Source organism: Roseicyclus marinus, assembly GCF_030163795.1.
GTDB classification, from domain to species: Bacteria; Pseudomonadota; Alphaproteobacteria; order Rhodobacterales; family Rhodobacteraceae; genus Roseicyclus; species Roseicyclus marinus.
In genome coordinates, this window is the sequence record NZ_JASJOF010000003.1 from 382,136 (window position 1) to 403,577 (window position 21,442).

A 21,442-nucleotide genomic window follows, 5' to 3' on the forward strand; every position below is an offset into this window, starting at 1 on the left:
CCCCCCGGCGGGTTGTCTCGCGCAGCGAGGCGAAGCCCTTGGCCTCCGCCCGTTCCGGGCGCGAAAGGTCCACGGGACCATCCGTCGGATGCGCCAAACTGCTTCTCACTCCGCGGCCTCGGGCTTGGGCGTCATCGCGGGATAGCGATACATCTGCCCGTAGTCGAAATCGGGCGTGTCCCACGTCACCATCTTGCCGGGGTTCAACAGGCCCTTGGGATCCGCCTCGCGCTTGAAATCGAGCTGCCGCTGATCGGCCGATTGCCGCCCTCCCTCCTCCAGCGTGTAGCGATGGGGATTGAAGATCAGCGCGCCGGCCTCCTCGTGCATCCGCACGATCTCGTCCAGCCGCTCCTTCGTGGTGAATTTCACAAGGCTTAGCCCGGCGAATGCGATCTTGCCGTCCATCCGGATCGCCTCCAGATGTTGCAACACCTCGGGGCTGAGCGCATCGCGCATCTTCTCGATCAGGCCCAGATGCTCGGGAAATCCGTAGCGCACCTGCAGATAGGTGATGGATGGGTCGACCCTCAACGCCCTTAGCGTCGTGTGGTTCCAGCCGTATTCGAAAACCGGGCCGGGCGTCTTGGGCCAATCCATCTCGTCCGAGCGATAGATCATCCGGGCCTCAGGGTGCCGTCCCAGAAACGTGAGAAAGCCGTCCATCGAATGCGGCGCGATCATCAGCCCGATCAGCGTATCATCGGCCTCGATATGCGGCTTGACGCGGGAAAAGTAATCGAAGGGCGCGGGCGCCTCGTAAACGCTGGCCAGCTTCAGCAAGATGCCATCCTGATTGGCCAGCTTGTCGGTAAACCGCGCCGCATCCATGAAATCCTTGGTCGCGACGAAAACGTCGATCCAGTCATAGGCAGGTGCCAGCGGCAGCTCCAACTCGGTGATGATCCCGTTCGTGCCATAGGCATGGCTGACGCGGGCCAGTTCCTCGCCGCGGAATTCGAGGATGCGGGGCTCTTCCTCCATCGTCACGACGCGCAGGCGGATGATGTTGCCCAGATCGCGCAAGGACCCCCAATGGACCGAGCCCACGCCGCCGGACCCGCCGGCGATGAACCCGCCGATCGTCGCCGTCGCCCATGTGCTCGAGAACATCCGGATTTCCTGCCCCGAATGCGCCTTGCAATGGGCATCCAGATCTTTCAGCAAGATGCCCGGCTCGCAGATCACGCGCCCCGGATGAACCTCCTTCACCTTGTCCATGTAGCGTAGATGCATGACGCAGCCGCCGCGCATCGGCATGGCCTGCCCGTAATTGCCCGTGCCCGCGCCCCGTGTCGTGACCGGCACGTCATGGGCATAACAGACGCGCAAAACCTCGATCACCTCGGCCTCGGATTTCGGGTTCACCACGAAATCCGCCTCGAGGTGATCCATCGCCTCTTTCAGGACCGGCGAGTACCAAAAGAAATCGCGGCTCTTGGCACGGATAGTGGCCGGGTTCTCGTCTTGCTCGATATGGGCGAGGGCGGCCTTGGCGGCGGCGACATTGGCTTGCATTCAGGTCCTCATCAGGTCGTCGAGTTCGGAATAATCAGGCAGGGTCCGGTCGATCTGGCGCCCGGCGCGCAGCACGATCCGGTCTGATTGGGGACGGGCGAACAACTCGGTCCAGTTGCGGGCCCGGACGATCACCAGATCAGCGGGCGCCCCGATCTCGAGCGAGGGCGCGTCGAACCCGCAGGTCGCAGCCGGGTCGGTCAGGAAACTGGTGGTCCAATCGTCGCGCGAATGGTCCAGATGGCCGATCCGCGTCGCCTCGCGCATCACCTCCAGCATGTCCATGTCGCCATAGGCGTAGAACGGATCGCGCGTATTGTCCGAGGCAAAGCTGACCCTGATGCCTCGTTCCCGCATCTCGTGAACCAGCGTGATCCCCCGCCGCCGGGGTGTGCGGATCGTGCCCTGCGGTGTGCGGTCCTGGAGGTAGAGGTTGCACATCGGCAGGCTGACAACGTCGATCCCGGCCTTGGCCACCAGGTCGAGCGTGTCCATCGCGCGGTCCTCGTCCTGCACGGACAGCGAACAGCAATGCCCCACGACGACCCGACCGGAAAATCCGGTCTCTATCTTCAGTTCCGCAATGTCGCGCAGGGTTTCGACGCTGGCGTCCATCGTTTCGTCGACATGGAAATCCGCGTTCAGACCACGCGCCTCGGCCTGCGCGAAAAAGCCCCGGATGCGGTCGCGCAGATCGGGCATCGGATAGGTGACCATGCCCAGCACGCCGCCCTGTGTCGCTGCCACCAGATCGGCGGTGTGGCCAAAGGGGCCGCTGTCATCCGTCCACTTGTCGCATCCGATCAGGCAGGCGGCCTGCAACGTGATCCTGCCGGCCCATTCGGCCTTCATCTCGCGAAAGACGGGCCAGCTGATGTCGTCTTGGGGCGTGATGCTGTCCAGATGCGTCCGGATCGCCCGCGTGCCATGGGCATAGGCCGCGCGCAGCGAAAAACCCATCCGCGCGCGTAGGTCTGCGGCGTTCCAGCGCGCGGAACTGTCGGCGCGCACGGTGGTCAGCGCGCCCATGAAACTGCCATCTGGGTTGGGGCTGCGGGGCCAGATATGGCCCTTGTCCAGATGCGTGTGCATGTCGACGAAAGCGGGAAAGACCATCGCGCCCTGCATGTCGACCGCGATCGCCTGGGGCGGACCGATCCGCCCTCCGGTGATCGAGATGTCGGTGCGCACCAGATCGCCCGTCTGTCCGATCAGACAGGCCGGGACCGTCACATTGGCCAAGGTCACGTCACCATGCGGCAGATGCGTGAAATCCATCATCCCTCCTTGCGCAAGGCACTTTCGTGCCATTTGCGCAGCAAGAGGTGGGACAGGACGCTCAGCGCCGCAAAGATGAACACGCCCATCGCCGCAACCAAGGCCAGCGCCGCGAACATGCGCGCGATGTTCAGGCGGTAGCCCGCCTCCTGGATGCGAAAGGCAAGACCCGATCCGATGCCACCCGTGCCCGCCACCAGTTCGGCCACCACCGCCCCGATCAGCGACAGACCGCCTGCGATCTTCAGACCGCCAAGGAAATAGGGCAGTGCCGAGGGCAGTTGCAGGTAGCGCAGCCTTTGCCAGCGGGTCGCACCGTAGATTCGGAACAGGTCGCGCAGGTTGTGATCCACGCTGTTCAGACCAAGCGTCGTCGAGCTCAGCACCGGAAAGAACGCCACCAGCCATGCACAGAGCAGCATCCCCGCGATCTTGCTGTCGACATAGATGAAGATGAGCGGTGCAATCGATACCACGGGCGTGACCTGCAAGATCACCGCATAGGGGTAGAACGACAATTCCAGCATCTTGGACTGGTTGAACAGAATGGCGAGGCCCGCGCCCCCCACAACGGCCATCACAAGTGCCGCCAGCGTGATCCATCCGGTCAGATAGGCCGCCTCGATCAGCATGCCCCAATCATTGACAAGGCTGTCCCAGACCCGGTCCGGCCCCGGCAGGATGTAATGCGGGATCTCGTTCGCGGTCACGATCCAGGCCCAGCCAAGGATCGCCAGACCCATGATCACCACGGGCAGCGCCCATTTCGCCAGCCGTTCGATCCGGGCGGCGCGGGCGCGGCGGATTTCATCCTCATCCCGCGTTCCGGCAAGGGCAAGGCTGCGGTCATCGGCAAGGCTCATGCGTGTTCCCCCATGGCTTCTCGCAGGGCTTCCGAGGCGCGGCGGGCATGGCCCGCATATTCGGCCGAGGTGCGGAACGCCTCGTCGCGCGGGTAGGGCGCGTCGACCGTCACCTCGCTCAGCACACGGCCGGGCCGTGCCGCCATCACCACGATCCTGTCCGAAAGAAACACCGATTCAAAGACGGAATGGGTCACGAAGATCACCGTGCAGCCGATTTTCGACCGCAGGGTCAGAAGATCGTTGTTCAGCTTGTGGCGCGTGATCTCGTCCAGCGCGGCAAAGGGTTCATCCATCAAGATCAGCCGCGGGTTCGTGACGATGGCCCGCGCGATGGACACGCGCATCTTCATGCCGCCGGACAATTCGCGCGGATAGGCGTTCAGGAATTTCTCCAGCCCGACAAGGCGCAGCACTTCCAGGACGTCATCCTTGACCTCGCCGTAGGATTTGCCCTGCAGACGGAACGGCAGCCAGACATTCTGCGCCACCGTGGCCCAAGGCATCAGGGTCGGTTCCTGGAACACGACGCCCAGATCGCCCTGACCCTGTCCGCCTTCCCATTCCACTTTGCCCCGCGTGGGGTGCATCAGGTCGGAAATGATCCTGAGCGCGGTGGATTTGCCGCAACCCGAGGGCCCGAGCAGCGAAATGAAATCGCCTTGGTTCACCTGCAGGTTCATGTCGCGCAGCGCGATCACGTCACCATTGAACACCTTGTCCACATGGTTGAGGCGCAACAGTGGCGGGCGCTGCCCAAGCGGCAGGATGTCGTGATGGCGAACGGCCATGATGCCTCGGCTGGATTCTCGTGAAAACAGGGCGGCCCGATGACCGGGCCGCCCGCTGCCGTGTCAGGTCACTGCGGGCGCAGTTCCAGCCCCAGACCCTGGTTCACGAATTGCGTGGTGTAGGCGGACTGCCAATCGAGACCCGCCTCGACCACGCCCGCCTCGACCATCGCTTCGTAGAAGCCGCCGATCGTCTCGTCGGTCATGGCGCCGATGCCCAGCGTCAGGGCGTCGCCCGAATCCACGATCCCGTATTCGATCATCTTGCCGATCGCGTAATTGATCTTGTCCTGCGTCATGTCGGGATTGGCGGCGAGGATCATCTCGTTGGCCGCGGCATTGTCGCCGTAAAGGTAGTTGTACCAGCCGAGGATCGAGCCTTCGACGAAGCATTCAACCACTTCGGGGCTGTTCTCGATCGTGCTCGCCATGGTCTCGATCGTCGTCGCGTAGGTGGCATAGCCCGCGTCTGCGATCAGGAACACGTTGGGGGTGAAACCACCCTCGCGCTCGACAAGGTAGGGCTCAGACGACAAGAAACCCTGCATCCCCAGCTGCGTATCGGCAAGGAAAGGGGCGGGATTGAACGTGTAGGGCTGGCGCTGTTCCACGGTGAACCCATGGGCCGCGATCATCCACTGGTAATACGACGTGAACCCGTTATCCCCGATCAGCAGCGTCAGGTCGCGCAGCTCTTCCCAGGTGTCCGCGACACCGGGATGGGCCAGGATCACCTGCGGGTGTTTCTGGAACGTGGCGGCGACGGCCACGACCGGAACGCCCTCGGCTACGGCGTTGAACGCTTGAAGCAGGTCGCCGCCCATGTGGAACTGGATCCGGTCGGCCATCAAGAGCGCGCGGTTGTTCACCTGCGGGCCGCCCGACACGATCGTCACATCCAGACCGCATTCGGCATAGGTGCCATCCGCGACCGATTGGTAGAACCCGCCATGCTCGGCCTGCGCCAGCCAGTTGGTCCCGAAGGTGACCGGCGTAAGGTCTTGCGCGCTGGCCGTCCCTGCGGCCGCAAGGCCCGCGATCAGCGCAAATGTCGAAGTGCGAAGCATCCCTGTAGTCTCCCCGGTATGTTGGCCATGAACTGTCGTCACCCTAGAAGCGGCCATCGCCCGGTGAAGCGGCAAGGCGGGGCGCTCCGCGGCCATCCCGCGGATGCGCCTGTTTTTACGGCACCTCGCCCGAACCTGCCCAAGTCTTGCGCATCTGACGGACCGATCCTCTCCTTGGGCTCTGGACAGGCGGCGTCGCGGCGCGTTGGGTGACTCGCGCCTACCAATCCTGAACCGGATGCCGTGATGACAGACAGCCCGCGCCTTTCCGCCCTTTTGCCCGCCGCCATCCGGCCACCATTTGCCGCCTATTCCCATGGCACCCATGTGCCTGCCGGGGCCGAATGGGTCCTGACGTCGGGCCAGCTGGGCATCACCGCCGACGACCGCATTCCGCCCGATGTGCGCGCGCAGGCCGATCTTTGCTTTGCCGCCTGCGAGGCGATCCTCGCCGAAGCGGGGTTCACCCGTGCCGATACCGTGCGGATCAACGCCTTTGTCACCGACCGGGCTCATATGGCGGGCTACATGGCGGCCCGCGATGCGTGGTGCGCGGGCCTGTCGCGCCTGCCCGCCTCCACGCTGGTCATCGTGTCGGGTTTCACGCGGCCCGAATTCCTTGTCGAAGTCGAGGTGACGGCGGCACGCCTGCCACCCGCATGACCCCTGCTTTTTGAGGTTGACGGAGACTGGCTCCTGTCATACCTCCCGCCACGGTTTGGCGGAGTAGCTCAGTTGGTTAGAGCAGCGGAATCATAATCCGCGTGTCGGGGGTTCGAGTCCCTCCTCCGCTACCACCGATGCCCCCGATATAGGCGGCCCGGCCAGCGGGCCGATCTGACCGAACACCGTGACCTTGATGGCGTCACCGTTGTTCGTGTCCTCGACGACGAGCCGGTCGATCAGCGTCGAACAATCTCGGCGGCTTCCGCGTCGATGATGTCGCCAGCCAGCCGGTCGCCTGGCGTCGCTAGCGTGGCCGCGTGGGCGGCCACGGCGGCCGGATGTAGGGATATCCGCGTGCCCAAGCCGATCACATCGAACATGGGCGCAAAGTCCGTCTCAAGCGTTTCGGCCGCGCCGATGAAGTCAAAGCAATTAAGAACGTGGCGCGCGCGATCGAACAGGCCTCCGGTGGGATCGCCACAAGACAGGTATCGTCATCGCCGATCTGGCGGACAGGGGTTTCATCGACCCCGCGGCCCTTTATGACAAGGAACTTTTTCCGCTCGTCGTGATCCAGCCCTTCCGATTGCGGAAGCTGTGCGAGAAACCGGCGGTGCCTGCTGTGGGGGCCGAGGATGAGACTTTGTCATCCTTCCAACAGGATCTGAAATGATACAACAGCGATGTGCCGCCCGTTTTCGGGATATGGGGAAAAACGATACTCATCGAGGTTCCGAAGCCCATCGTAGCAGCGTCAGCCCATCCAGATCTTTCACCCGTTTCTCCCCGCTGCCCCAATCGATCGTCTTTTGCTTCACAACCTGAAGCCCTTCCTTCTGCGCATAATGCGAGAACAGCTGAACCAACATGAAAATCCATGCATGGGCATTGCGCTGGAAATCGCCGCCCGGAATTCCCGTGAGGTTGGAATAGTGAAGAAAGGCAAAGGCGCCGGGCTTCATCACCCGGTGGAACTCGGCGAGGTAGGATCGCACCACGTCGCTGTCGAAATGGATCATGGGGTCGAAGCAAAAGACGAAGCTGACATTGCCGTCCTGCACATTGCCCAAGCTCACCCCGTCGTTCCGGATCAGGGACAGGTTCGGCCCTCCGGAAAACTGGGCAGCGCAGAAATCGATGTTTTCCTAACGGATATCGGCTCCGGTCACGCGCTAAGCCTGTGTCAGCAGGATCTCGGTCATCCGCCCATGCCCCACAGCCAATTCCAGGACATGGTTCACGTCGATATGAACCCCGTCGAGAAACGGCAGAATGATCCCGTCGCATTGCACCCGCGCCCGCGTCTCGACCGAATCTTATAGGGGCGTCTGCGCCCATCGCCGCGCGACATGCTGCGTTTCCGTGGATCGTTCGGCCAGCCGCCTTTGCCGCTGGATGTCCGCGTCGGTCATGCTTTGATCTCCTGTGCTTTGCCTGCCACCCGGCCCCGCGCCTCATCCAGCCCCGCCTTCAGGCCACGGTGTTTCGCCTCAACGATGGCCAGCCGTTTCGCCATTTCTGCCGGGTTGGCCTGCGTGCGATATGCCCAGGCGCGCAGGTCGGCCTGTTCCCGCGCGATTCGGCTGGCGATCTCTTCCTCGCTGCCGTCGCCCAGCGTGTAGCCGAAATGAACGTGGAAAAATCGTGCCTCGACCCGGGCCCTCGCGAAGGTCTCGGCCGGGTCGTAGTCATGCGAGTGATAGACACAGGCCGTCGGCGCATAGAGCTTGGTGTAACCCGCTTCGATGATGTCGCGCGCCCAGACCTGATCCTCTCCGTAATCCACTTCCGGATAGGGGATCTCGGTCCAGACACTTCGGCGCATCGCCGAATTGTTGTCGGAATAGAAATGCAGCAATTGCCGCCAACCCATGTCGCCTGAGCCCCATCTGGCGGGGTCCGTGTCGCGCGACAGGACCAGCGGATGGGCCAGCATGTTGTCGAAATGCCCTTCAATCTCGCGGCGCACCCATTCAGGATGATGCGGATAGGGCAGGTGGCGGCCGAACAGGCCCGCAGCCTCGGGCACATGGTCGAACATGGCGCAGATGTCATGCGCCCATGTCGTGCTGGCGGGAATGGCGTCTTGTGTCAGAAAACCGATGATCGGGGCGCGTCCCGCCGCCGCCGCCGCGTTCCTTGTGCGCCCATGCTGGAAATCGGCCTGATCGATCTCGATCAGCGCGACATCCTTTTGCGCGCGCAGCCATTCGGCTGTGCCATCCGTCGACCTCGAATCGATGCAATGGATCTGGATCGCCTCGGCCATGTTTTGCCGCCGCAAGGCCGCGATCACCTGTGCCACCTCGTCCCGCCCGTTCCATGTCGGGATGACCACATCAAGCAAGATGTCCTTGCGCCGCGTCCGCGCAGGGGCCGCGATCCGCCGCGGCGCGATCTCGGTCAGCCGTTCGCGCAAGGATCGCTCGACGATGCGCGCACTGTCCTCCCACGAGAATGCGGCCGCCCATGCGCGCCCTGCCTCGGCTTGTCGCGCGCGCAGCGCCCGATCTTCCAAAAGCCCCGCGATCTTGCCCGCGATATCGACCGGGTCCGGCCCGGCCAGCGTCACTACCCCCTCGGGAAAGATCGCCCGCGTGCTGTCGCCGTCCAGTTCCACCACCGGCAGGCCGCAGGCCATCATTTCCTGCGGGACCAGCGAATAATTGGTCCCCGAAAAACAGATCCCGATATCGCAGGACCGGTAGAGATCGGCCAGCTTCGCCGCGGACAGAACCCCATGGTTCACCGCCGGAAAACTGACCATCCCAAAGGGCAAATCTGTCTGGCCGAAAAAATGCACCTCGAAATCATCACGCAGGGCGGCGAGGTGTTCCAACGCCATCAGGGACAGCGTGACACAACGCCGGGCGGTGTGGTCGCGCGCATAGACCGCGATGCGCAGCGGCGTGGCCGCTTCTGCCGCCACCGTTTCGGCGGGATTGTAGATTTCGAGGTCGTAGGCCAGGTGAAAATGGCAGGCCCATGCCCCGTATTTTTCCCGCATGATCCGTTCCAGCCATGGGCTGGCGCAGATGCAGGGCAGGCCGAACCGGTAGGTCTGTTCGGCCAGCAGCCGCTCGGACCCGGTGGGGTGGAATTCCACCTCGTAATCCTGCACGAAATAGAATCTCTCGTGAAAACCCGTCACGGCACGGGCAAGATAGGCGGTCGTCCAGCCCGTCGCGACCACCGCGTCGCCCGTCGCCTCGAACAGGCCGTTCTCCGCGAAATCCACGGGCGCCGCGATGCATTGGAAATGCTTCACGATCGTGTCCCATGCCGCCTCGCCGCTTTTGTGGAACACGGGCGCTTCGATCCAGACCTTGCAGCGATGGCCGAACATCTCGAGGAACCGGATCATCCGGAAAATCGTCATGTGCCCGCCGGACCCCGGCTGGAAATCCGGGATGATCCAATGGATCGTCAGACATTCGGGCGTGATCTTCGCCGGGGGGCGGGTTCCCCGGCCCGCCTTCGCCACGGGCAGCATGACCGACTGCAGATGCGGGGGGATGACGCTCGCGCCCTTGGCCGTGATCAGGCGCACCGGTTCGTCGCCACGCGCCCTGCGCCCCTCGGCCTTCCCGAACAGGATGAAATGCAGGAAGGGATTGATATCGCCGCGGGCGATGTCGGGATAGCTCTCGATATAATGGCGCGTCGAGAAATCGGGTCTCGGGTCGCGCCGCTCGCGCCAGCCCACCGCCATGTAGTGAACCAGCAGCGCCTCGTCATCTTCCGCCGCAAGGTCAGGGTTCATCATCCGGTAAAAGGCCGGATCGAACGCCTCCCGCACGGTGTCCAGATCGGCGGCCTTCACCAGATGGGCAAGGGTGCGGCTCCCCAGCTTGCGCCCCTCGAATTGCCCGTGCGTCACGAAATGCAGAAAAGGGTTTAGCCCCGCCTCACCGACATCGGGATGCGCGCCCAGGTAATCTTGCGCCGAAAACGTCGGGTTGGGCGTCAACCCGGCCGCCGAGCCGATCATCAGGCAATGCGACAGCAGGGTGTCCACCGGCAGGTCGGACAGCTGGGGCACCTGCGTTCTGTAATGCCCGGCGTCGAAATGGGGCCGCGCCAGCATCAGCGCCTCATCCCCGATATCGGGGCCCTGCGATCTGCCCCAAAGGCTCAGGCTGGCCGCGCGCCCCTCGGCGCGGCCGCGCTGGATGTAATGCGCAAAAGGGTTCAGGCCCGCCGCCGCCACATCGGGGTTGCGCGACAGGTAGCGGCGCACCGAAAAGAACGGCGTCGGGTCAAGCCCGGCCTTCCAGCCCGTCTTCATGAAATGCCGGAACAGGTCACGGTCCGACAACCGCGCGGGCGATGGATGGATCGCGCGGTAAAAGGCGGGGTCGAACTCCGCCATGACCTTCGCCTCGGTGCGCGCCCGGACAAGGGGACGCATTCCGCCAAAGACACGCTGTACAAGCACACCAGCCAAAACACACAAACCCGAACACTGGCAACGAACCTCTCCCGCTTAGCGCAGTTGCGGGCCTCGTGGTAGATCCTACCGAAGCCGCCCCGCATCGGGGCAGGGCGACCGGACCAAGCTTGACACTCCCCCTGTCTTCGTCCTGAACATCCGCCCCGAACGATCCGGACAGATCCACCGCCTTCCAAGGATACAGACGAATATGACCGATCTCTTCCCGCCCGCCGCCGTCACTCGCTTTCCGGTCGACGGCTCCGACGTGACCCTGCCGATCCGGCGGGTCTATTGTATCGGGCGCAACTACGCCGCCCACGCGGTCGAGATGGGTCACGACCCGGACAAGGAGCCGCCGTTCTTCTTCCAGAAGAACCCCGACAACGTGACGTTCGGCGATTTTCCCTATCCCGTCGAAACCAGCGACGTGCATCACGAGGTCGAACTGGTCGTCGCCCTGTCGAAGGGGGGCACGAACATTCCCGTCGAAACCGCGCTCGACCATGTCTTCGGCTATGCCGTGGGTCTCGACATGACGCGCCGCGACCTTCAGGGCGAGGCCAAGAAACTGGGCCGCCCGTGGGAAATCGGCAAGGCGGTCGAGAAATCCGCCCCCTGTTCGCCGCTCGTCCCCGCCGACCGTATCGGTCACCCGGCATCCGGCGCCATCTGGCTCAAGGTCAACGGCGAGATGCGGCAAGAGGGAGATCTGAACCAGATGCTCTGGAAAGTGCCCGAGATGATCTCGATCCTGTCGCGCTACTTCACGCTCCAGCCGGGCGACGTGATCATGACCGGAACGCCCGCAGGCGTCGGTCCCGTGGTCAAGGGCGACGTGATGCAGGCCCATGTCGAGGGCGTGGGCGATCTGGTCGTCACCGTTGTATGACTAAAGGGCAGGGGGCGGGCGCCTGCGCCCGGCCCGGCCTCAGGCGCGGCGCAGGCCGGAATCGCGATAGCTCGCCATCAGGTCGTTGAACCGCTCGCCCTGCACGGCGACATGCCCGCGCAGCGCCTCGCCTGCGCCTTGGCTGTCTCCGCTCCGCAGCGCCTCAAGAATGCGGCGGTGTTCGTCCAGCGATTGCCGCAACCGCCCGCGCGAATGAAGCTGCATCCGCCGGAACGGTTGCAGCCGCCGATGCAGCCGCGTGGCCTCGGTGGCAAGGAATCCGTTGCCGCTGGCCTCGTAGATCAGGTGATGGAACCGCTCGTTCTCGCGGTAATAGGCGTCCGCATCGCCCGCAGTGACCGAAGCTTCGCAGGCGGTCACCGTTTCCTCGATCCGCGCCAGCATCGTGTCGCTCATCCGCCGCGCGGCCAGCCGCCCGCAAAATGCTTCCAGCTCGGCCATCACCTCGAACATCTCGACCATCTCGTCAAAGGCCGGATGCCGCACGAAGGCGCCGCGATGCGGGATCAACTCCACCAGCCCCGAACCTGCGAGACGCTGGAACGCTTCCCGGATCGGCGTGCGCGAAACCGCGAACCTGTCCGAAAGACGCGCCTCGTCCAGCCGCTCTCCATCGCGAAATTCCCCGGTGAGAATCGCCTGTTCCAGCTGCTCGCGAAGCGTATCTGCGATGCGTTCCGACATGCTCCGACACCTATCCCATAGGTTGAATGCAGGCAATGGGGATATTGTATACGAAAGCTTTGACATTGCACACGGACATGCTACGACTTGAGCAAGCCGCGGTGATTGGAGGTTGCCGGGGCGCTATCCAAAGGGGGGTATCACCATGGAATTCAAGGTCAGCGCCGCGCTTGCGGCTGGCATCCTTTTCGTTGCGGGCAGCGCCGCCGCCCAAACCGAACTGCGCCTGTCGCATCAATGGTCGACCGGCGATGTGCGCCATCAGGTTGCCGAGATGATCGCCAACGAGGTCGCCGCCGCCGATGTCGGCCTCGAGATCACAATCTACCCGTCGGAATCGCTGTTCCGCGCCCGCGAGCAATATAATCCGCTGTCGCGCGGTCAGGTCGACATGATCGTCTATCCGCTGTCTTATTCCGGCGGCCAGCGTCCCGAATACAACCTGACCCTGATGCCCGGTCTCGTGCGCAACCACGACCATGCCGCGCGCCTCAACGAAAGCCCCTTCATGGAGCGGATCGAGGCGCTGATGGCCGAGGATGACGTGATGGTCCTCGTCCATGGCTACCTTGCGGGCGGCTTCGCCTCGACCGGCGACTGCATCACCCGGCCCGAGCATGTCAGCGGCCTGACCACCCGCGCCGCTGGCCGCGCCTTCGAGGAAATGCTGGCCGCCGCCGGCGCCTCGATCAGTTCAATGGCCTCGTCCGAAGTCTACAACGCGATGCAGACCGGCGTTCTTCAGGCGGTCAACACCTCGTCCTCGTCCTTCGCGTCCTTCCGTCTTCAGGAACAGGTCGCCTGCTACACGCCCGCGGGCGATTACGCGCTGTGGTTCATGTATCAGCCCGTGCTGATGAACCTCTCGACCTTCGAGGGCCTGACCGAGGAACAGCAGGCCGCGCTCACCGCCGCCGCCGCCAATGCCGAGGCCTGGTATCTCGAGCAGGCCAAAGCCGAAGATGCGGCTTCGGTCGAGGTCTTCCGCGAGGCCGGCGTCCAGATCGCCGAGATGACCGAAGATGATTTCAACGCCTGGCTCGCCCTGGCACAGGAAAGCTCCTACCCGTCCTTCATCGCCGAAGTGCCGAACGGTCAGGAACTGCTCGACCTCGCCCTGTCGGTCGAGTGATCGCTTCGGGGCGGCGCCCGTGCGCCGCCCCATGACCCTGCGCGCGGGCCCGCGCTCTCGCCGCCCGCCTTCCACACCCAGCACGCGCCGGAGGTTCTCGATGGCGACCCTTCCCTCAGCCGGAGCCGCGCGCACCGGAAACAACCTGTTCCTGCGCGCCGTGGCCGCCCTGTCCACGCTCTGCGGCTGGACCGCCGCGGCGATGATCCTCAGTGCGGTCCTCATCACCTGCCAGATGATCTTCATCCGCTTCGTGCTGGGCCAGTCCACGATCTGGCAGACCGAGGCGGTGATCTACCTCGTGCTCGCCTCGACGCTTCTGGGTCTGCCCTATGTGCAGCTGATGCGCGGCCATGTGAACGTCGACCTGATGCCGATCTGGACCAAGGGTCCGCTGCGCAAGGCGCTGGCCTTTCTCGTGCTTGGCGCGTCTATCGTGATCATCGGCACCATGGCCTTCTACGCCTACGAGATGTGGCATTTCGCTTGGGCGCGCGGCTGGCGGTCCGACACCGTCTGGGGTGTCAGGCTCTGGATTCCCTATCTCGCCATGCCTGTCGGCTTCGGCCTCTACCTTCTGCAACTGGGGGCCGACATGTACGCGCTCGCCTTCGGGATCGAGAAACCCTTCGGGCTGGAGGACAACTGATGGATCCGCTCACGCTTGGCCTGCTGGTCGCGGCCGTCACCATCCTCGTGCTCTTCTCGGGCGTGTCCGTCGCCGCCGGTCTCCTGATCGTGGCGGGTGGATTCCTGCTCGTCTTCGACGGGATGCGCTCGCTCGAACTCATGCCCGAGATCTTCTTCGGCAAGCTCAATTCCTTTGCCCTGCTCGCCATCCCGATGTTCATCATCATGGGGGCGGCCATCGCCTCGACGCGGGCGGGGGCGGATCTCTACGAGGCGCTCGAACGCTGGCTCACCCGCGTTCCGGGCGGGCTCGTCATGTCGAACCTCGGGGCCTGCGCGCTCTTTTCGGCCATGTCGGGTTCCAGCCCCGCAACCTGCGCCGCCATCGGCAAGATGGGCATCCCCGAGATGCGCAAGCGCGGCTATGCCGACGAGGTGGCGGCAGGCTCCATCGCGGCGGGCGGAACGCTCGGCATCCTGATCCCGCCCTCCGTCACGATGATCGTCTACGGCATTGCCACCGAAACCTCTATCGGGCGGCTGTTCCTTGCGGGCGTCATGCCGGGGCTTCTGCTGGTCGGTCTGTTCATGGCCTGGTCGGTCTTCCACACTTGGCGCTACGGCAATGCCTCGGTTCTGGCGACGCGCAGCTACAGCATGCGGGAACGCCTCGAGATCCTGCCGCGCGTCATTCCCTTCATCATCATCATCGTCGGCGTGCTCTATGCCATGTATGGCGGCATCGCCACGCCGTCCGAGACGGCGGCGGTCGGCGCGCTTTTGTGTCTCCTGATCGCGATGATCATCTACCGGCTTTGGTCCCCCATGAAACTCTGGGGCATCTTGCGCGACAGCACGCGGGAATCGGTGATGATCCTCTTCATCATCGGGGCGGCGGGTGTGTTCAGCTACATGCTCTCCTCGCTCTACATCACCCAATCCATCGCGGAATGGATCTCGGCGCTCGACGTGAACCGCTGGGTGCTTCTGGGCGTGGTCAACGTCTTCCTCCTGATCGCGGGCTTCTTTCTGCCGCCGGTCGCCGTGATCTTGATGGCGGCCCCGATCCTGATGCCGATCATCCTTGCCGCCGATTTCGATCCCTACTGGTTCGCGGTGATCCTGACGATCAACATGGAAATCGGCCTGATCTCGCCACCTGTCGGCCTCAACCTCTATGTCATCAACTCCATCGCGCCCGACATTCCGCTGAAAAAGATCCTCGTGGGCTCGCTGCCCTATGTCGGCTGCATGGTGCTGGCGATCATCATCCTGTGCATCTTCCCGGGCATCGCGACATGGCTGCCCGATCTGGTGATGGGACCGGTCTGATGGGACGCAGCTGGGCGCTTGGTGATCTGCTCTCGACGTTGTTCGAGCGTCGGGCGCCCACGGGGGCCGTCACTGGCAATGCCCCCCTGCCGGACCTGTGTCGCGCCCTGATGTCGGGGCGGGGCGAGGTTTCGGGGATGAAGCTCGCTTCGGAAGCGCTCGCACGCTGGCGCGCGGCGGATGAGGCGGAGCGGCTGGCCTTCTTCCGCTTCCTCGCCGACGACATGGACCTCGACCCCCGCGCACTCGGCGATGCGGCCCGCGCCTATGCCGACAGCCGCGACACCGCGCATCTCACGACGCTTCTCGCGGCCGCAGAACCTCCGCGACAGGAATTGCTCCGCCGCCTCAACCAGGCGCCGGGCGGCACGGCCGATCTGGTCGCCATGCGTGTCGCCCTGATGCAGGCCGCGCAGGACGATCCCGGCCTTGGCCGCGTCGACCTCGATTTCCGTCATCTCTTCGCCAGCTGGTTCAACCGTGGCTTTCTGGTCCTGCGCCGGATCGACTGGGACAGCCCCGCCGCCCTTCTGGAACGGCTCATCGCCTACGAGGCCGTCCACGAAATCCAAAGCTGGGATGACCTGCGCCGCCGCGTCGCGCCGCGCGACCGGCGCTGTTTCGCCTTCTTCCATCCCGCGCTTCCCGACGATCCCCTGATCTTCGTTCAGGTCGCGTTGACCCGTGGCATCCCCGGCGCCATCGGCCCGATCCTGTCCAAGGACCGCCAGCCCCTGCCGCCCGCCGAGGCCGATACGGCGATCTTCTATTCCATCTCCAATTGTCAGGCGGGCCTGCGCGGCATTTCCTTCGGCAATTCCCTGATCAAGCAGGTGGTCGAAGTTCTGGGTGCCGAACTGCCCCAGCTGAAAACCTTCGCCACGCTCTCGCCCATTCCAGGCCTCGTGCGCTGGCTCGATGATACCGGCATCGCCCATCCCGACGATCCCGCACAGGTCCGCGCCCTGGCCGCCCGCTACCTGCTGGAGGCCAAGGCCCGCGACGACCAACCGCGCGATCCCGTCGCGCGCTTCCACCTCGACAACGGGGCCGAGGTTCACGCGATCCATGCCGAGGCCGATCTGTCGCCCCGCGGCCAGTCGCAAAGCCTCGGGGCCATGGTCAATTACCGCTATGACCCCGCGCGGGTCGAAGACAATCACGAAACCTATGCCACCGCCTATCACGTTGTCGCCACGCGCGATGTGAAGGCGCTGGTCACGCCCGGTGCGGACCGCGCCCGCGGCGCTCGCGACTGAAACGGAGGCGCTGGGCCACCCATGACAAACCCGCTGTTCGACACGCTTTTCGCACCGCTCGCCGCGCGCGAGGGCGCATTCCTGCATACCGCTGACGGCAGCCAGATCACCGGCCCCGATTTCCTCGCCACCATCGCGCGCCTCGCGCATGTCCTGCGCGACATCGGCGTCGCCCCCGGCGACCGCGTCGCGGTACAGGTGCCCAAGACGCCCGAGGCGCTGGCGCTCTACGGGGCCTCGGTCGCTGTGGGCGCGGTCTTCCTGCCGCTCAACACCTCCTATACCGAGGCCGAGATCGACTATTTCATCTCCGATGCCCGGCCCGCGCTTTTCGTCTGCGATCCGAAATCCGAAGCCTCGCTTGCCCCCGTCACCGCCCGCCATGGCGCGGCCCTCCTGACGCTCGGGGCCGATGGCCGGGGCAGCCTGACCGACCGCGCCACCGCAGCCGCCGCCGAATTCACCCCCACCGATCGCGCGTCCGACGATCTGGCCGCGATCCTCTACACCTCCGGCACCACGGGCCGGTCCAAGGGTGCGATGCTGACGCAGGACAATCTCCTGTCCAACGCCAGCGCGCTGGCCGCCGAATGGCGGTTCACGGGTGGCGACGTGCTGCTCCATGCGCTGCCGATCTTCCACACCCACGGGCTCTTCGTGGCCACCCATGTCTGCCTTGCCAGCGGGGCCTCGATGATCTTCCTGCCCGGCTTCGACGCGGACGAGGTGTTCCGCCTCCTGCCGCAGGCGACGACGCTGATGGGGGTGCCGACCTTCTACACCCGCCTCCTCGACGATCCCCGCCTCACCCGCGAGGCAACGGCGCATATGCGCCTCTTCGTGTCGGGCTCCGCGCCGCTTCTGGCCGAAACCCACGCGGGCTTTGCCGCGCGCACGGGTCACGCGATCCTCGAACGCTACGGCATGACCGAAACCAACATGAACACCTCAAACCCCTACGACGGCGCGCGCCGCCCCGGCACCGTGGGCCGTCCGCTTCCGGGGGTCGAGGTCATCGTGACCGACCCCACCACCGGCGCGGCCCTGCCGCAGGGCGAGATCGGCATGATCGAGGTGCGCGGCCCCAATGTCTTCAAGGGCTATTGGCAGATGCCCGAAAAAACCCGCGAGGAATTGCGCGAGACCGGCTTCTTCATCACCGGCGATCTCGGCCGCTTCGACGATGACGGTTATCTCTCCATCGTGGGCCGCCAGAAAGATCTCATCATCACCGGCGGCTACAACGTCTATCCCAAGGAGGTGGAGTTGATCCTCGACGATCAACCCGGCGTGTTGGAAAGCGCCGTGATCGGCGTGCCCCATCCCGATTTCGGGGAGGCGGTCCTCGCCGTCCTCGTCCCCACCAAGGATGCGACCCCCGATCTGGCCGCCATCGACACCGCGCTCCGCGCTACCCTTGCCCGGTTCAAACAGCCCAAGGCGCTGGAGCTTGTCGACAGCCTGCCGCGCAACAAGATGGGCAAGGTGCAAAAGGCCGAATTGCGCGCCCGCTTCGCGGATCGTTTCGCCCCGCCCGGCAAACGCGCGGCCGAGGGCTGACGCAGCCCGCTCAGGTTGCATGTTCGGGCAAGACCCGGCACTGTCCCGGCCCAACCTCCCCGATCAGGCAGCGGAATGGACAAGCCAGCGCCACGCACACCCGCCCCGCGCGACCGCCGGTCCCGGCCGACCCGCGTGGCCGACGCGATCAAGGATTGGCTCGTCGAACGCAACATGGCCCCGGGCGACCGCCTGCCCGGCGAGACCGAATTGATGGCCCGCTTCGGCATGGCCAAGGGCACGATCCGCGAGGCGATGCGCATCCTGCAGGCACAGGGCCTGATCGAAACCCGCACCGGCCCCGGCGGCGGCAGTTTTGTGGGGGAGGTGACCGCCGACCGCGCCAAGGCGCTTCTGGCCAATTACTTCTACTTCCAGCACCTGTCGGTCGCCGACATCTACCAATTGCGCCGCGTGCTCGAACCCGAACTTGCCGCCTCGCTCGCAGGGCGGCTCACCGACGACCAACTCCACGATCTTGAAAGCGTGGTGGCCCGCTATCCCGAACCCGCCAAAAGCGCCGAGGAAGAACGCGACCAGCATGTCGCCTCGCTCGACTTTCACCGCAAGCTGGCGAATTTCTCGGGCAATCCTCTGCTGGCCTTCGTGGTCAGCTTCATGGGTCGTATCCTGACCGATCTGACCGTCTATCGCCGCCTCTACGACCCGCCGAACCGCGAGCTCTATGAAAAGGGCCGCGCCTATCAGATCGACCTGATCGCCGCCCTGCGCGAGGGCCGCGGCGACGATGCCCGCGCGATCATGCAGGCCCACATGCAAACCGCCGAGGCGCTGATGCAGGCGCAAGAGGCGCAGGTGCTGCGCCGCTTCATTGCCGAATAGGGTCGGTCGGCCTCACCGCCGGATCGCGGGCTCCTGCTCGACGATGGGCTCCGGCACCTCCGGCACCTCCTCAGGGGCGGGCGCACGATGCGGATCGTCCAGAACCGGCACCACCTTCGTCCAGCCGTGATAGGGGTCCGATTGCGACACCAGATACAGATCGGCCAGCGCCGCCAACGGGTTGACCGAATGATCGATCCGGAGCGTCAAGGGCGCCATGTCATGGCCCACGACCAGCAGGGCCGCCGACAACAGGCCCCGCGCATCGCCGCCCGCCGCCGCCGCCGCCGCCAATGCCCCCATCAGCCGTTCCGGGAAAGGCATGGCCGCCGCCGCCCGGTATCCGTCGAGCGCCGCATCGATCACCTCACGCCCCGCCAGCATGTTGCCCGCGATCACCACGCCGTCTTGTTCCAGCGCGCCTGCATGGGGAATGCTCTGCCCACCGGTAAAGGCCCCCGTGCCACCGCGCGGGTCCAGCGCGGCCAACTGCCGATGCGCCCGCCCCGCATCTGCACCCGTCACCGCCGCCACCGCAGCGCCCGCCGCCAGACCGGCGGCCATGCGCGTCAACACATCCTCGCCCCACAGCGTCGAGGGCGCAGTGCCCTGGCTGGCCGACATCCCCGATTCGGGATGCCCGCGCAGCACCCAACCGCCCACGCACAGGCTGCCCGTGGCCGCCGCACCGCCGATCCGGCCTGTTTTTTCATCGATCGCGAGGATGGAAATGGTCACCCCGGGCCCTCCGCTGCATCCTGCTTGCATTTATCATGATAATTTGCCCTCATCGAATTGATAGTGAAAAATTACCGGCACCCTCGATGCCGCCCGACAGGAGAGGACAAGACAGCATGAGACTTCTCGACATGACCCGCCGCGCGGTGCTCGCCTCGGGCGCAGCCCTTGCGCTGACGCTTGCGGCCCCGCTTGCCGCCACGGCCCAGACGCCCCCCGGCGTCCTCGTGGTGGGGCAGGTGGCCGAACCACAGGCGCTCGACCCCCATGCCGTCACCGCGGTCAACGATTTCCGCATCCTGATGAATGTCTATGACGGCCTCGTCCGCTACGCCTCCGGCACGCTCGAGGTGGAACCGGCGCTCGCCACCGATTGGACGATCTCAGAGGATGGCACCGTCTACACCTTCATGCTGCGCGATGGCGTCACCTTCCACGACGGCACCCCCTTCAACGCCGAGGCCGTGGTGTTCAACTTCGAACGGATGCTGAACGAGGATCACCCGTACCACGACACCGGCCCCTTCCCGCTGTCCTTCTTCTTCTCGGCGGTCCAAAGCGTCGAGGCCGTGGATGACCTGACTGTCCGCTTCACGCTCGATGCGCCCTATGCGCCCTTCCTGTCGAACCTCGCCTATCCCACCGGCCTCATCGTCTCGCCCGCTGCCGTGATGGAGCATGGGCAAGATTTCGGCCGTAACCCGTCCGGCACCGGGGCCTTCACCTTCACCGAATGGCGCTCGAACGAGGCCGTGGTGATCGAGGCCAACCCCGATTACTGGGATGGCGCGCCCGCGCTTCAGGCCGTGGTCTTCCGGCCCATCACCGATGCCAACACCCGCGTCGCCGAAATGCTCTCGGGCGGCATCGACCTGATGGTCGAGGTTCCGCCCGTCGCCCTCTCCGAATTCCAGGGTGACGGTTTCCAGATCGTCGAACAGGCCGGACCCCATGTCTGGTTCCTGATCCTCAACCTGCGCGAAGGGCCCTTCACCGACCAGCGTGTGCGGCAGGCCGCCAATTACGCGATCAACAAGACCGCTCTTGTAGAAGATGTTCTCGAAGGCACCGCCGAGGTTGCCGCCGGCCCCACGCCGCCCGCCTTCGCCTGGGCCTATAACGAAGAGCTTCAGCCCTACCCCTACGATCCCGACCGCGCCCGCGAACTGCTGGCCGAGGCGGGCGTCGAGAACCCGGAAATCACCTTCTACGTGACCGAGGGTGGATCGGGCATGCTCGATCCCGTTGCCATGGGCACCGCCATCCAGGCCGATCTCGAGGCCGTGGGCTTCGACGTCACCATCGAAACCTACGAATGGAACACCTTCCTCGGCCGCGTGAACCCCGGTCTGGAGGGCGAGGCCGACGCCGCCCAAATGGCTTGGATGACGAATGACCCCGACACGCTGCCCTATCTTGCGCTGCGCACCGATGCCTTCCCGGAAAACGGCGGCTTCAACTCGGGCTATTATTCCAACCCGCAGGTCGACGCCCTGCTCGAAGAGGCCCGCACCTCGACCGATCAAAACCGCCGCGCCGAGCTTTACCGCGAGATGCAGGCCATCGTGCAGGAAGACGCGCCTTGGGTCTTCGTGGCGAATTGGGTGCAGAACGCCGTGACCTCGGATGCGGTCGAGAATTTCGCGCTCGAACCCTCGTTCTTCCTGCTTCTCGATGACGTGGTGAAGAACTGATACCCTCGCGCCGGGGCGGATCCTTCGCCCCGGTCCGCCCCG

At 64.8% G+C, this 21,442-nt stretch carries 19 protein-coding genes and 1 tRNA gene; 10 read left to right on the forward strand and 10 right to left on the reverse strand.

Annotated features, from left to right (window positions below; translation table 11 throughout):
• Window positions 1-105 precede the first annotated feature (105 nt).
• The 5 genes from QQK63_RS06870 to QQK63_RS06890 all read right to left on the reverse strand — a co-directional run bounded on the left by QQK63_RS06870 (window position 106) and on the right by QQK63_RS06890 (window position 5,517).
• On the reverse strand, window positions 106-1,518 hold the full coding sequence (locus QQK63_RS06870; RefSeq protein ID WP_277825786.1) for an FAD-binding oxidoreductase: 1,413 nt from the start codon (window positions 1,516-1,518) through the stop codon (window positions 106-108).
• A complete protein-coding gene (locus QQK63_RS06875; protein WP_277825788.1) occupies window positions 1,519-2,796 on the reverse strand; it encodes a cytosine deaminase in 1,278 nt (425 codons plus the stop codon).
• Window positions 2,796-3,659 (reverse strand): ABC transporter permease, encoded by an 864-nt coding sequence (locus tag QQK63_RS06880; RefSeq protein ID WP_277825791.1) that lies wholly within the window; start codon window positions 3,657-3,659, stop codon window positions 2,796-2,798. The genes QQK63_RS06875 and QQK63_RS06880 overlap by 1 nt, the downstream gene beginning before the upstream one ends.
• A complete protein-coding gene (locus QQK63_RS06885; RefSeq protein WP_277825792.1) occupies window positions 3,656-4,450 on the reverse strand; it encodes an ABC transporter ATP-binding protein in 795 nt (264 codons plus the stop codon). The genes QQK63_RS06880 and QQK63_RS06885 overlap by 4 nt, the downstream gene beginning before the upstream one ends.
• A 68-nt stretch (window positions 4,451-4,518) precedes the next feature.
• A complete protein-coding gene (locus QQK63_RS06890; RefSeq protein ID WP_277825793.1) occupies window positions 4,519-5,517 on the reverse strand; it encodes an ABC transporter substrate-binding protein in 999 nt (332 codons plus the stop codon).
• Window positions 5,518-5,763: 246 nt separating this feature from the next.
• Between QQK63_RS06890 and QQK63_RS06895 the strand changes: the two genes are divergently transcribed.
• Entirely contained in the window at window positions 5,764-6,180 is a 417-nt protein-coding gene (locus QQK63_RS06895; RefSeq protein WP_277825794.1) for a RidA family protein, read from the forward strand.
• Window positions 6,181-6,237: 57 nt separating this feature from the next.
• Window positions 6,238-6,314: transfer RNA gene (locus tag QQK63_RS06900), tRNA-Met, on the forward strand.
• A 105-nt stretch (window positions 6,315-6,419) separates the two neighbouring features.
• Here QQK63_RS06900 and QQK63_RS06905 read toward each other — a convergent pair.
• The 3 genes from QQK63_RS06905 to QQK63_RS06915 form a co-directional block, all read right to left on the reverse strand.
• Window positions 6,420-6,563, reverse strand: a complete 144-nt coding sequence (locus QQK63_RS06905; RefSeq protein ID WP_277825795.1) for a hypothetical protein — start codon at window positions 6,561-6,563, stop codon at window positions 6,420-6,422.
• A gap of 342 nt (window positions 6,564-6,905) precedes the next feature.
• Window positions 6,906-7,259 (reverse strand): class I SAM-dependent methyltransferase, encoded by a 354-nt coding sequence (locus QQK63_RS06910; RefSeq protein WP_277825796.1) that lies wholly within the window; start codon window positions 7,257-7,259, stop codon window positions 6,906-6,908.
• A gap of 332 nt (window positions 7,260-7,591) precedes the next feature.
• On the reverse strand, window positions 7,592-10,555 hold the full coding sequence (locus tag QQK63_RS06915) for a rhamnosyltransferase WsaF family glycosyltransferase (RefSeq protein WP_277825797.1): 2,964 nt from the start codon (window positions 10,553-10,555) through the stop codon (window positions 7,592-7,594).
• Window positions 10,556-10,826: 271 nt separating this feature from the next.
• On the opposite strand from QQK63_RS06915, the gene QQK63_RS06920 reads away from it, so the two are divergent.
• Entirely contained in the window at window positions 10,827-11,507 is a 681-nt protein-coding gene (locus QQK63_RS06920) for a fumarylacetoacetate hydrolase family protein (RefSeq protein ID WP_277825800.1), read from the forward strand.
• A 39-nt stretch (window positions 11,508-11,546) separates the two neighbouring features.
• Here QQK63_RS06920 and QQK63_RS06925 read toward each other — a convergent pair whose 3' ends face one another.
• A complete protein-coding gene (locus tag QQK63_RS06925; RefSeq protein ID WP_277825802.1) occupies window positions 11,547-12,212 on the reverse strand; it encodes a GntR family transcriptional regulator in 666 nt (221 codons plus the stop codon).
• Window positions 12,213-12,357: 145 nt separating this feature from the next.
• Between QQK63_RS06925 and dctP the strand changes: the two genes are divergently transcribed.
• The 6 genes from dctP (at window position 12,358) to QQK63_RS06955 (ending at window position 18,968) form a co-directional block, all read left to right on the forward strand.
• Window positions 12,358-13,344, forward strand: coding sequence for a TRAP transporter substrate-binding protein DctP (gene dctP, locus QQK63_RS06930; protein ID WP_277825804.1), 987 nt, complete (start codon window positions 12,358-12,360; stop codon window positions 13,342-13,344).
• A gap of 100 nt (window positions 13,345-13,444) precedes the next feature.
• Window positions 13,445-13,993 (forward strand): TRAP transporter small permease, encoded by a 549-nt coding sequence (locus QQK63_RS06935; RefSeq protein ID WP_277825805.1) that lies wholly within the window; start codon window positions 13,445-13,447, stop codon window positions 13,991-13,993.
• Window positions 13,993-15,306 carry a TRAP transporter large permease gene (locus QQK63_RS06940; protein ID WP_277825807.1) on the forward strand — a complete coding sequence of 438 codons (1,314 nt, stop codon included), beginning with the start codon at window positions 13,993-13,995 and terminating at the stop codon, window positions 15,304-15,306. The genes QQK63_RS06935 and QQK63_RS06940 overlap by 1 nt, the downstream gene beginning before the upstream one ends.
• Window positions 15,306-16,565 (forward strand): malonyl-CoA decarboxylase domain-containing protein, encoded by a 1,260-nt coding sequence (locus tag QQK63_RS06945; protein ID WP_277825809.1) that lies wholly within the window; start codon window positions 15,306-15,308, stop codon window positions 16,563-16,565. The genes QQK63_RS06940 and QQK63_RS06945 overlap by 1 nt, the downstream gene beginning before the upstream one ends.
• A gap of 21 nt (window positions 16,566-16,586) precedes the next feature.
• Window positions 16,587-18,125, forward strand: coding sequence for a malonate--CoA ligase (locus tag QQK63_RS06950; RefSeq protein ID WP_277825811.1), 1,539 nt, complete (start codon window positions 16,587-16,589; stop codon window positions 18,123-18,125).
• Between the two features lie 75 nt (window positions 18,126-18,200).
• Complete coding sequence (locus QQK63_RS06955) at window positions 18,201-18,968, forward strand: FadR/GntR family transcriptional regulator (RefSeq protein ID WP_277825813.1); 768 nt, start codon at window positions 18,201-18,203, stop codon at window positions 18,966-18,968.
• Between the two features lie 12 nt (window positions 18,969-18,980).
• Here the strand turns inward: QQK63_RS06955 and QQK63_RS06960 are convergent, their stop codons facing one another.
• Window positions 18,981-19,706, reverse strand: coding sequence for a DUF1028 domain-containing protein (locus QQK63_RS06960; protein ID WP_277825815.1), 726 nt, complete (start codon window positions 19,704-19,706; stop codon window positions 18,981-18,983).
• A 116-nt stretch (window positions 19,707-19,822) separates the two neighbouring features.
• On the opposite strand from QQK63_RS06960, the gene QQK63_RS06965 reads away from it, so the two are divergent.
• Window positions 19,823-21,400, forward strand: a complete 1,578-nt coding sequence (locus QQK63_RS06965; RefSeq protein WP_277825818.1) for an ABC transporter substrate-binding protein — start codon at window positions 19,823-19,825, stop codon at window positions 21,398-21,400.
• Window positions 21,401-21,442 lie beyond the last annotated feature (42 nt).

What these genes read in the sequence shown, in the direction of transcription:
- QQK63_RS06870 (WP_277825786.1), bottom strand. Translation starts at nt 1,518, where the DNA reads ATGCAAGCCAATGTCGCCGCCGCCAAGGCCGCCCTCGCCCATATCGAG.
- QQK63_RS06875 (WP_277825788.1), bottom strand. Translation starts at nt 2,796, where the DNA reads ATGGATTTCACGCATCTGCCGCATGGTGACGTGACCTTGGCCAATGTG.
- QQK63_RS06880 (WP_277825791.1), bottom strand. Translation starts at nt 3,659, where the DNA reads ATGAGCCTTGCCGATGACCGCAGCCTTGCCCTTGCCGGAACGCGGGAT.
- QQK63_RS06885 (WP_277825792.1), bottom strand. Translation starts at nt 4,450, where the DNA reads ATGGCCGTTCGCCATCACGACATCCTGCCGCTTGGGCAGCGCCCGCCA.
- QQK63_RS06890 (WP_277825793.1), bottom strand. Translation starts at nt 5,517, where the DNA reads ATGCTTCGCACTTCGACATTTGCGCTGATCGCGGGCCTTGCGGCCGCA.
- QQK63_RS06895 (WP_277825794.1), top strand. Translation starts at nt 5,764, where the DNA reads ATGACAGACAGCCCGCGCCTTTCCGCCCTTTTGCCCGCCGCCATCCGG.
- QQK63_RS06905 (WP_277825795.1), bottom strand. Translation starts at nt 6,563, where the DNA reads ATGTTCGATGTGATCGGCTTGGGCACGCGGATATCCCTACATCCGGCC.
- QQK63_RS06915 (WP_277825797.1), bottom strand. Translation starts at nt 10,555, where the DNA reads ATGGCGGAGTTCGACCCCGCCTTTTACCGCGCGATCCATCCATCGCCC.
- QQK63_RS06920 (WP_277825800.1), top strand. Translation starts at nt 10,827, where the DNA reads ATGACCGATCTCTTCCCGCCCGCCGCCGTCACTCGCTTTCCGGTCGAC.
- QQK63_RS06925 (WP_277825802.1), bottom strand. Translation starts at nt 12,212, where the DNA reads ATGTCGGAACGCATCGCAGATACGCTTCGCGAGCAGCTGGAACAGGCG.
- dctP (WP_277825804.1), top strand. Translation starts at nt 12,358, where the DNA reads ATGGAATTCAAGGTCAGCGCCGCGCTTGCGGCTGGCATCCTTTTCGTT.
- QQK63_RS06935 (WP_277825805.1), top strand. Translation starts at nt 13,445, where the DNA reads ATGGCGACCCTTCCCTCAGCCGGAGCCGCGCGCACCGGAAACAACCTG.
- QQK63_RS06940 (WP_277825807.1), top strand. Translation starts at nt 13,993, where the DNA reads ATGGATCCGCTCACGCTTGGCCTGCTGGTCGCGGCCGTCACCATCCTC.
- QQK63_RS06945 (WP_277825809.1), top strand. Translation starts at nt 15,306, where the DNA reads ATGGGACGCAGCTGGGCGCTTGGTGATCTGCTCTCGACGTTGTTCGAG.
- QQK63_RS06950 (WP_277825811.1), top strand. Translation starts at nt 16,587, where the DNA reads ATGACAAACCCGCTGTTCGACACGCTTTTCGCACCGCTCGCCGCGCGC.
- QQK63_RS06955 (WP_277825813.1), top strand. Translation starts at nt 18,201, where the DNA reads ATGGACAAGCCAGCGCCACGCACACCCGCCCCGCGCGACCGCCGGTCC.
- QQK63_RS06965 (WP_277825818.1), top strand. Translation starts at nt 19,823, where the DNA reads ATGAGACTTCTCGACATGACCCGCCGCGCGGTGCTCGCCTCGGGCGCA.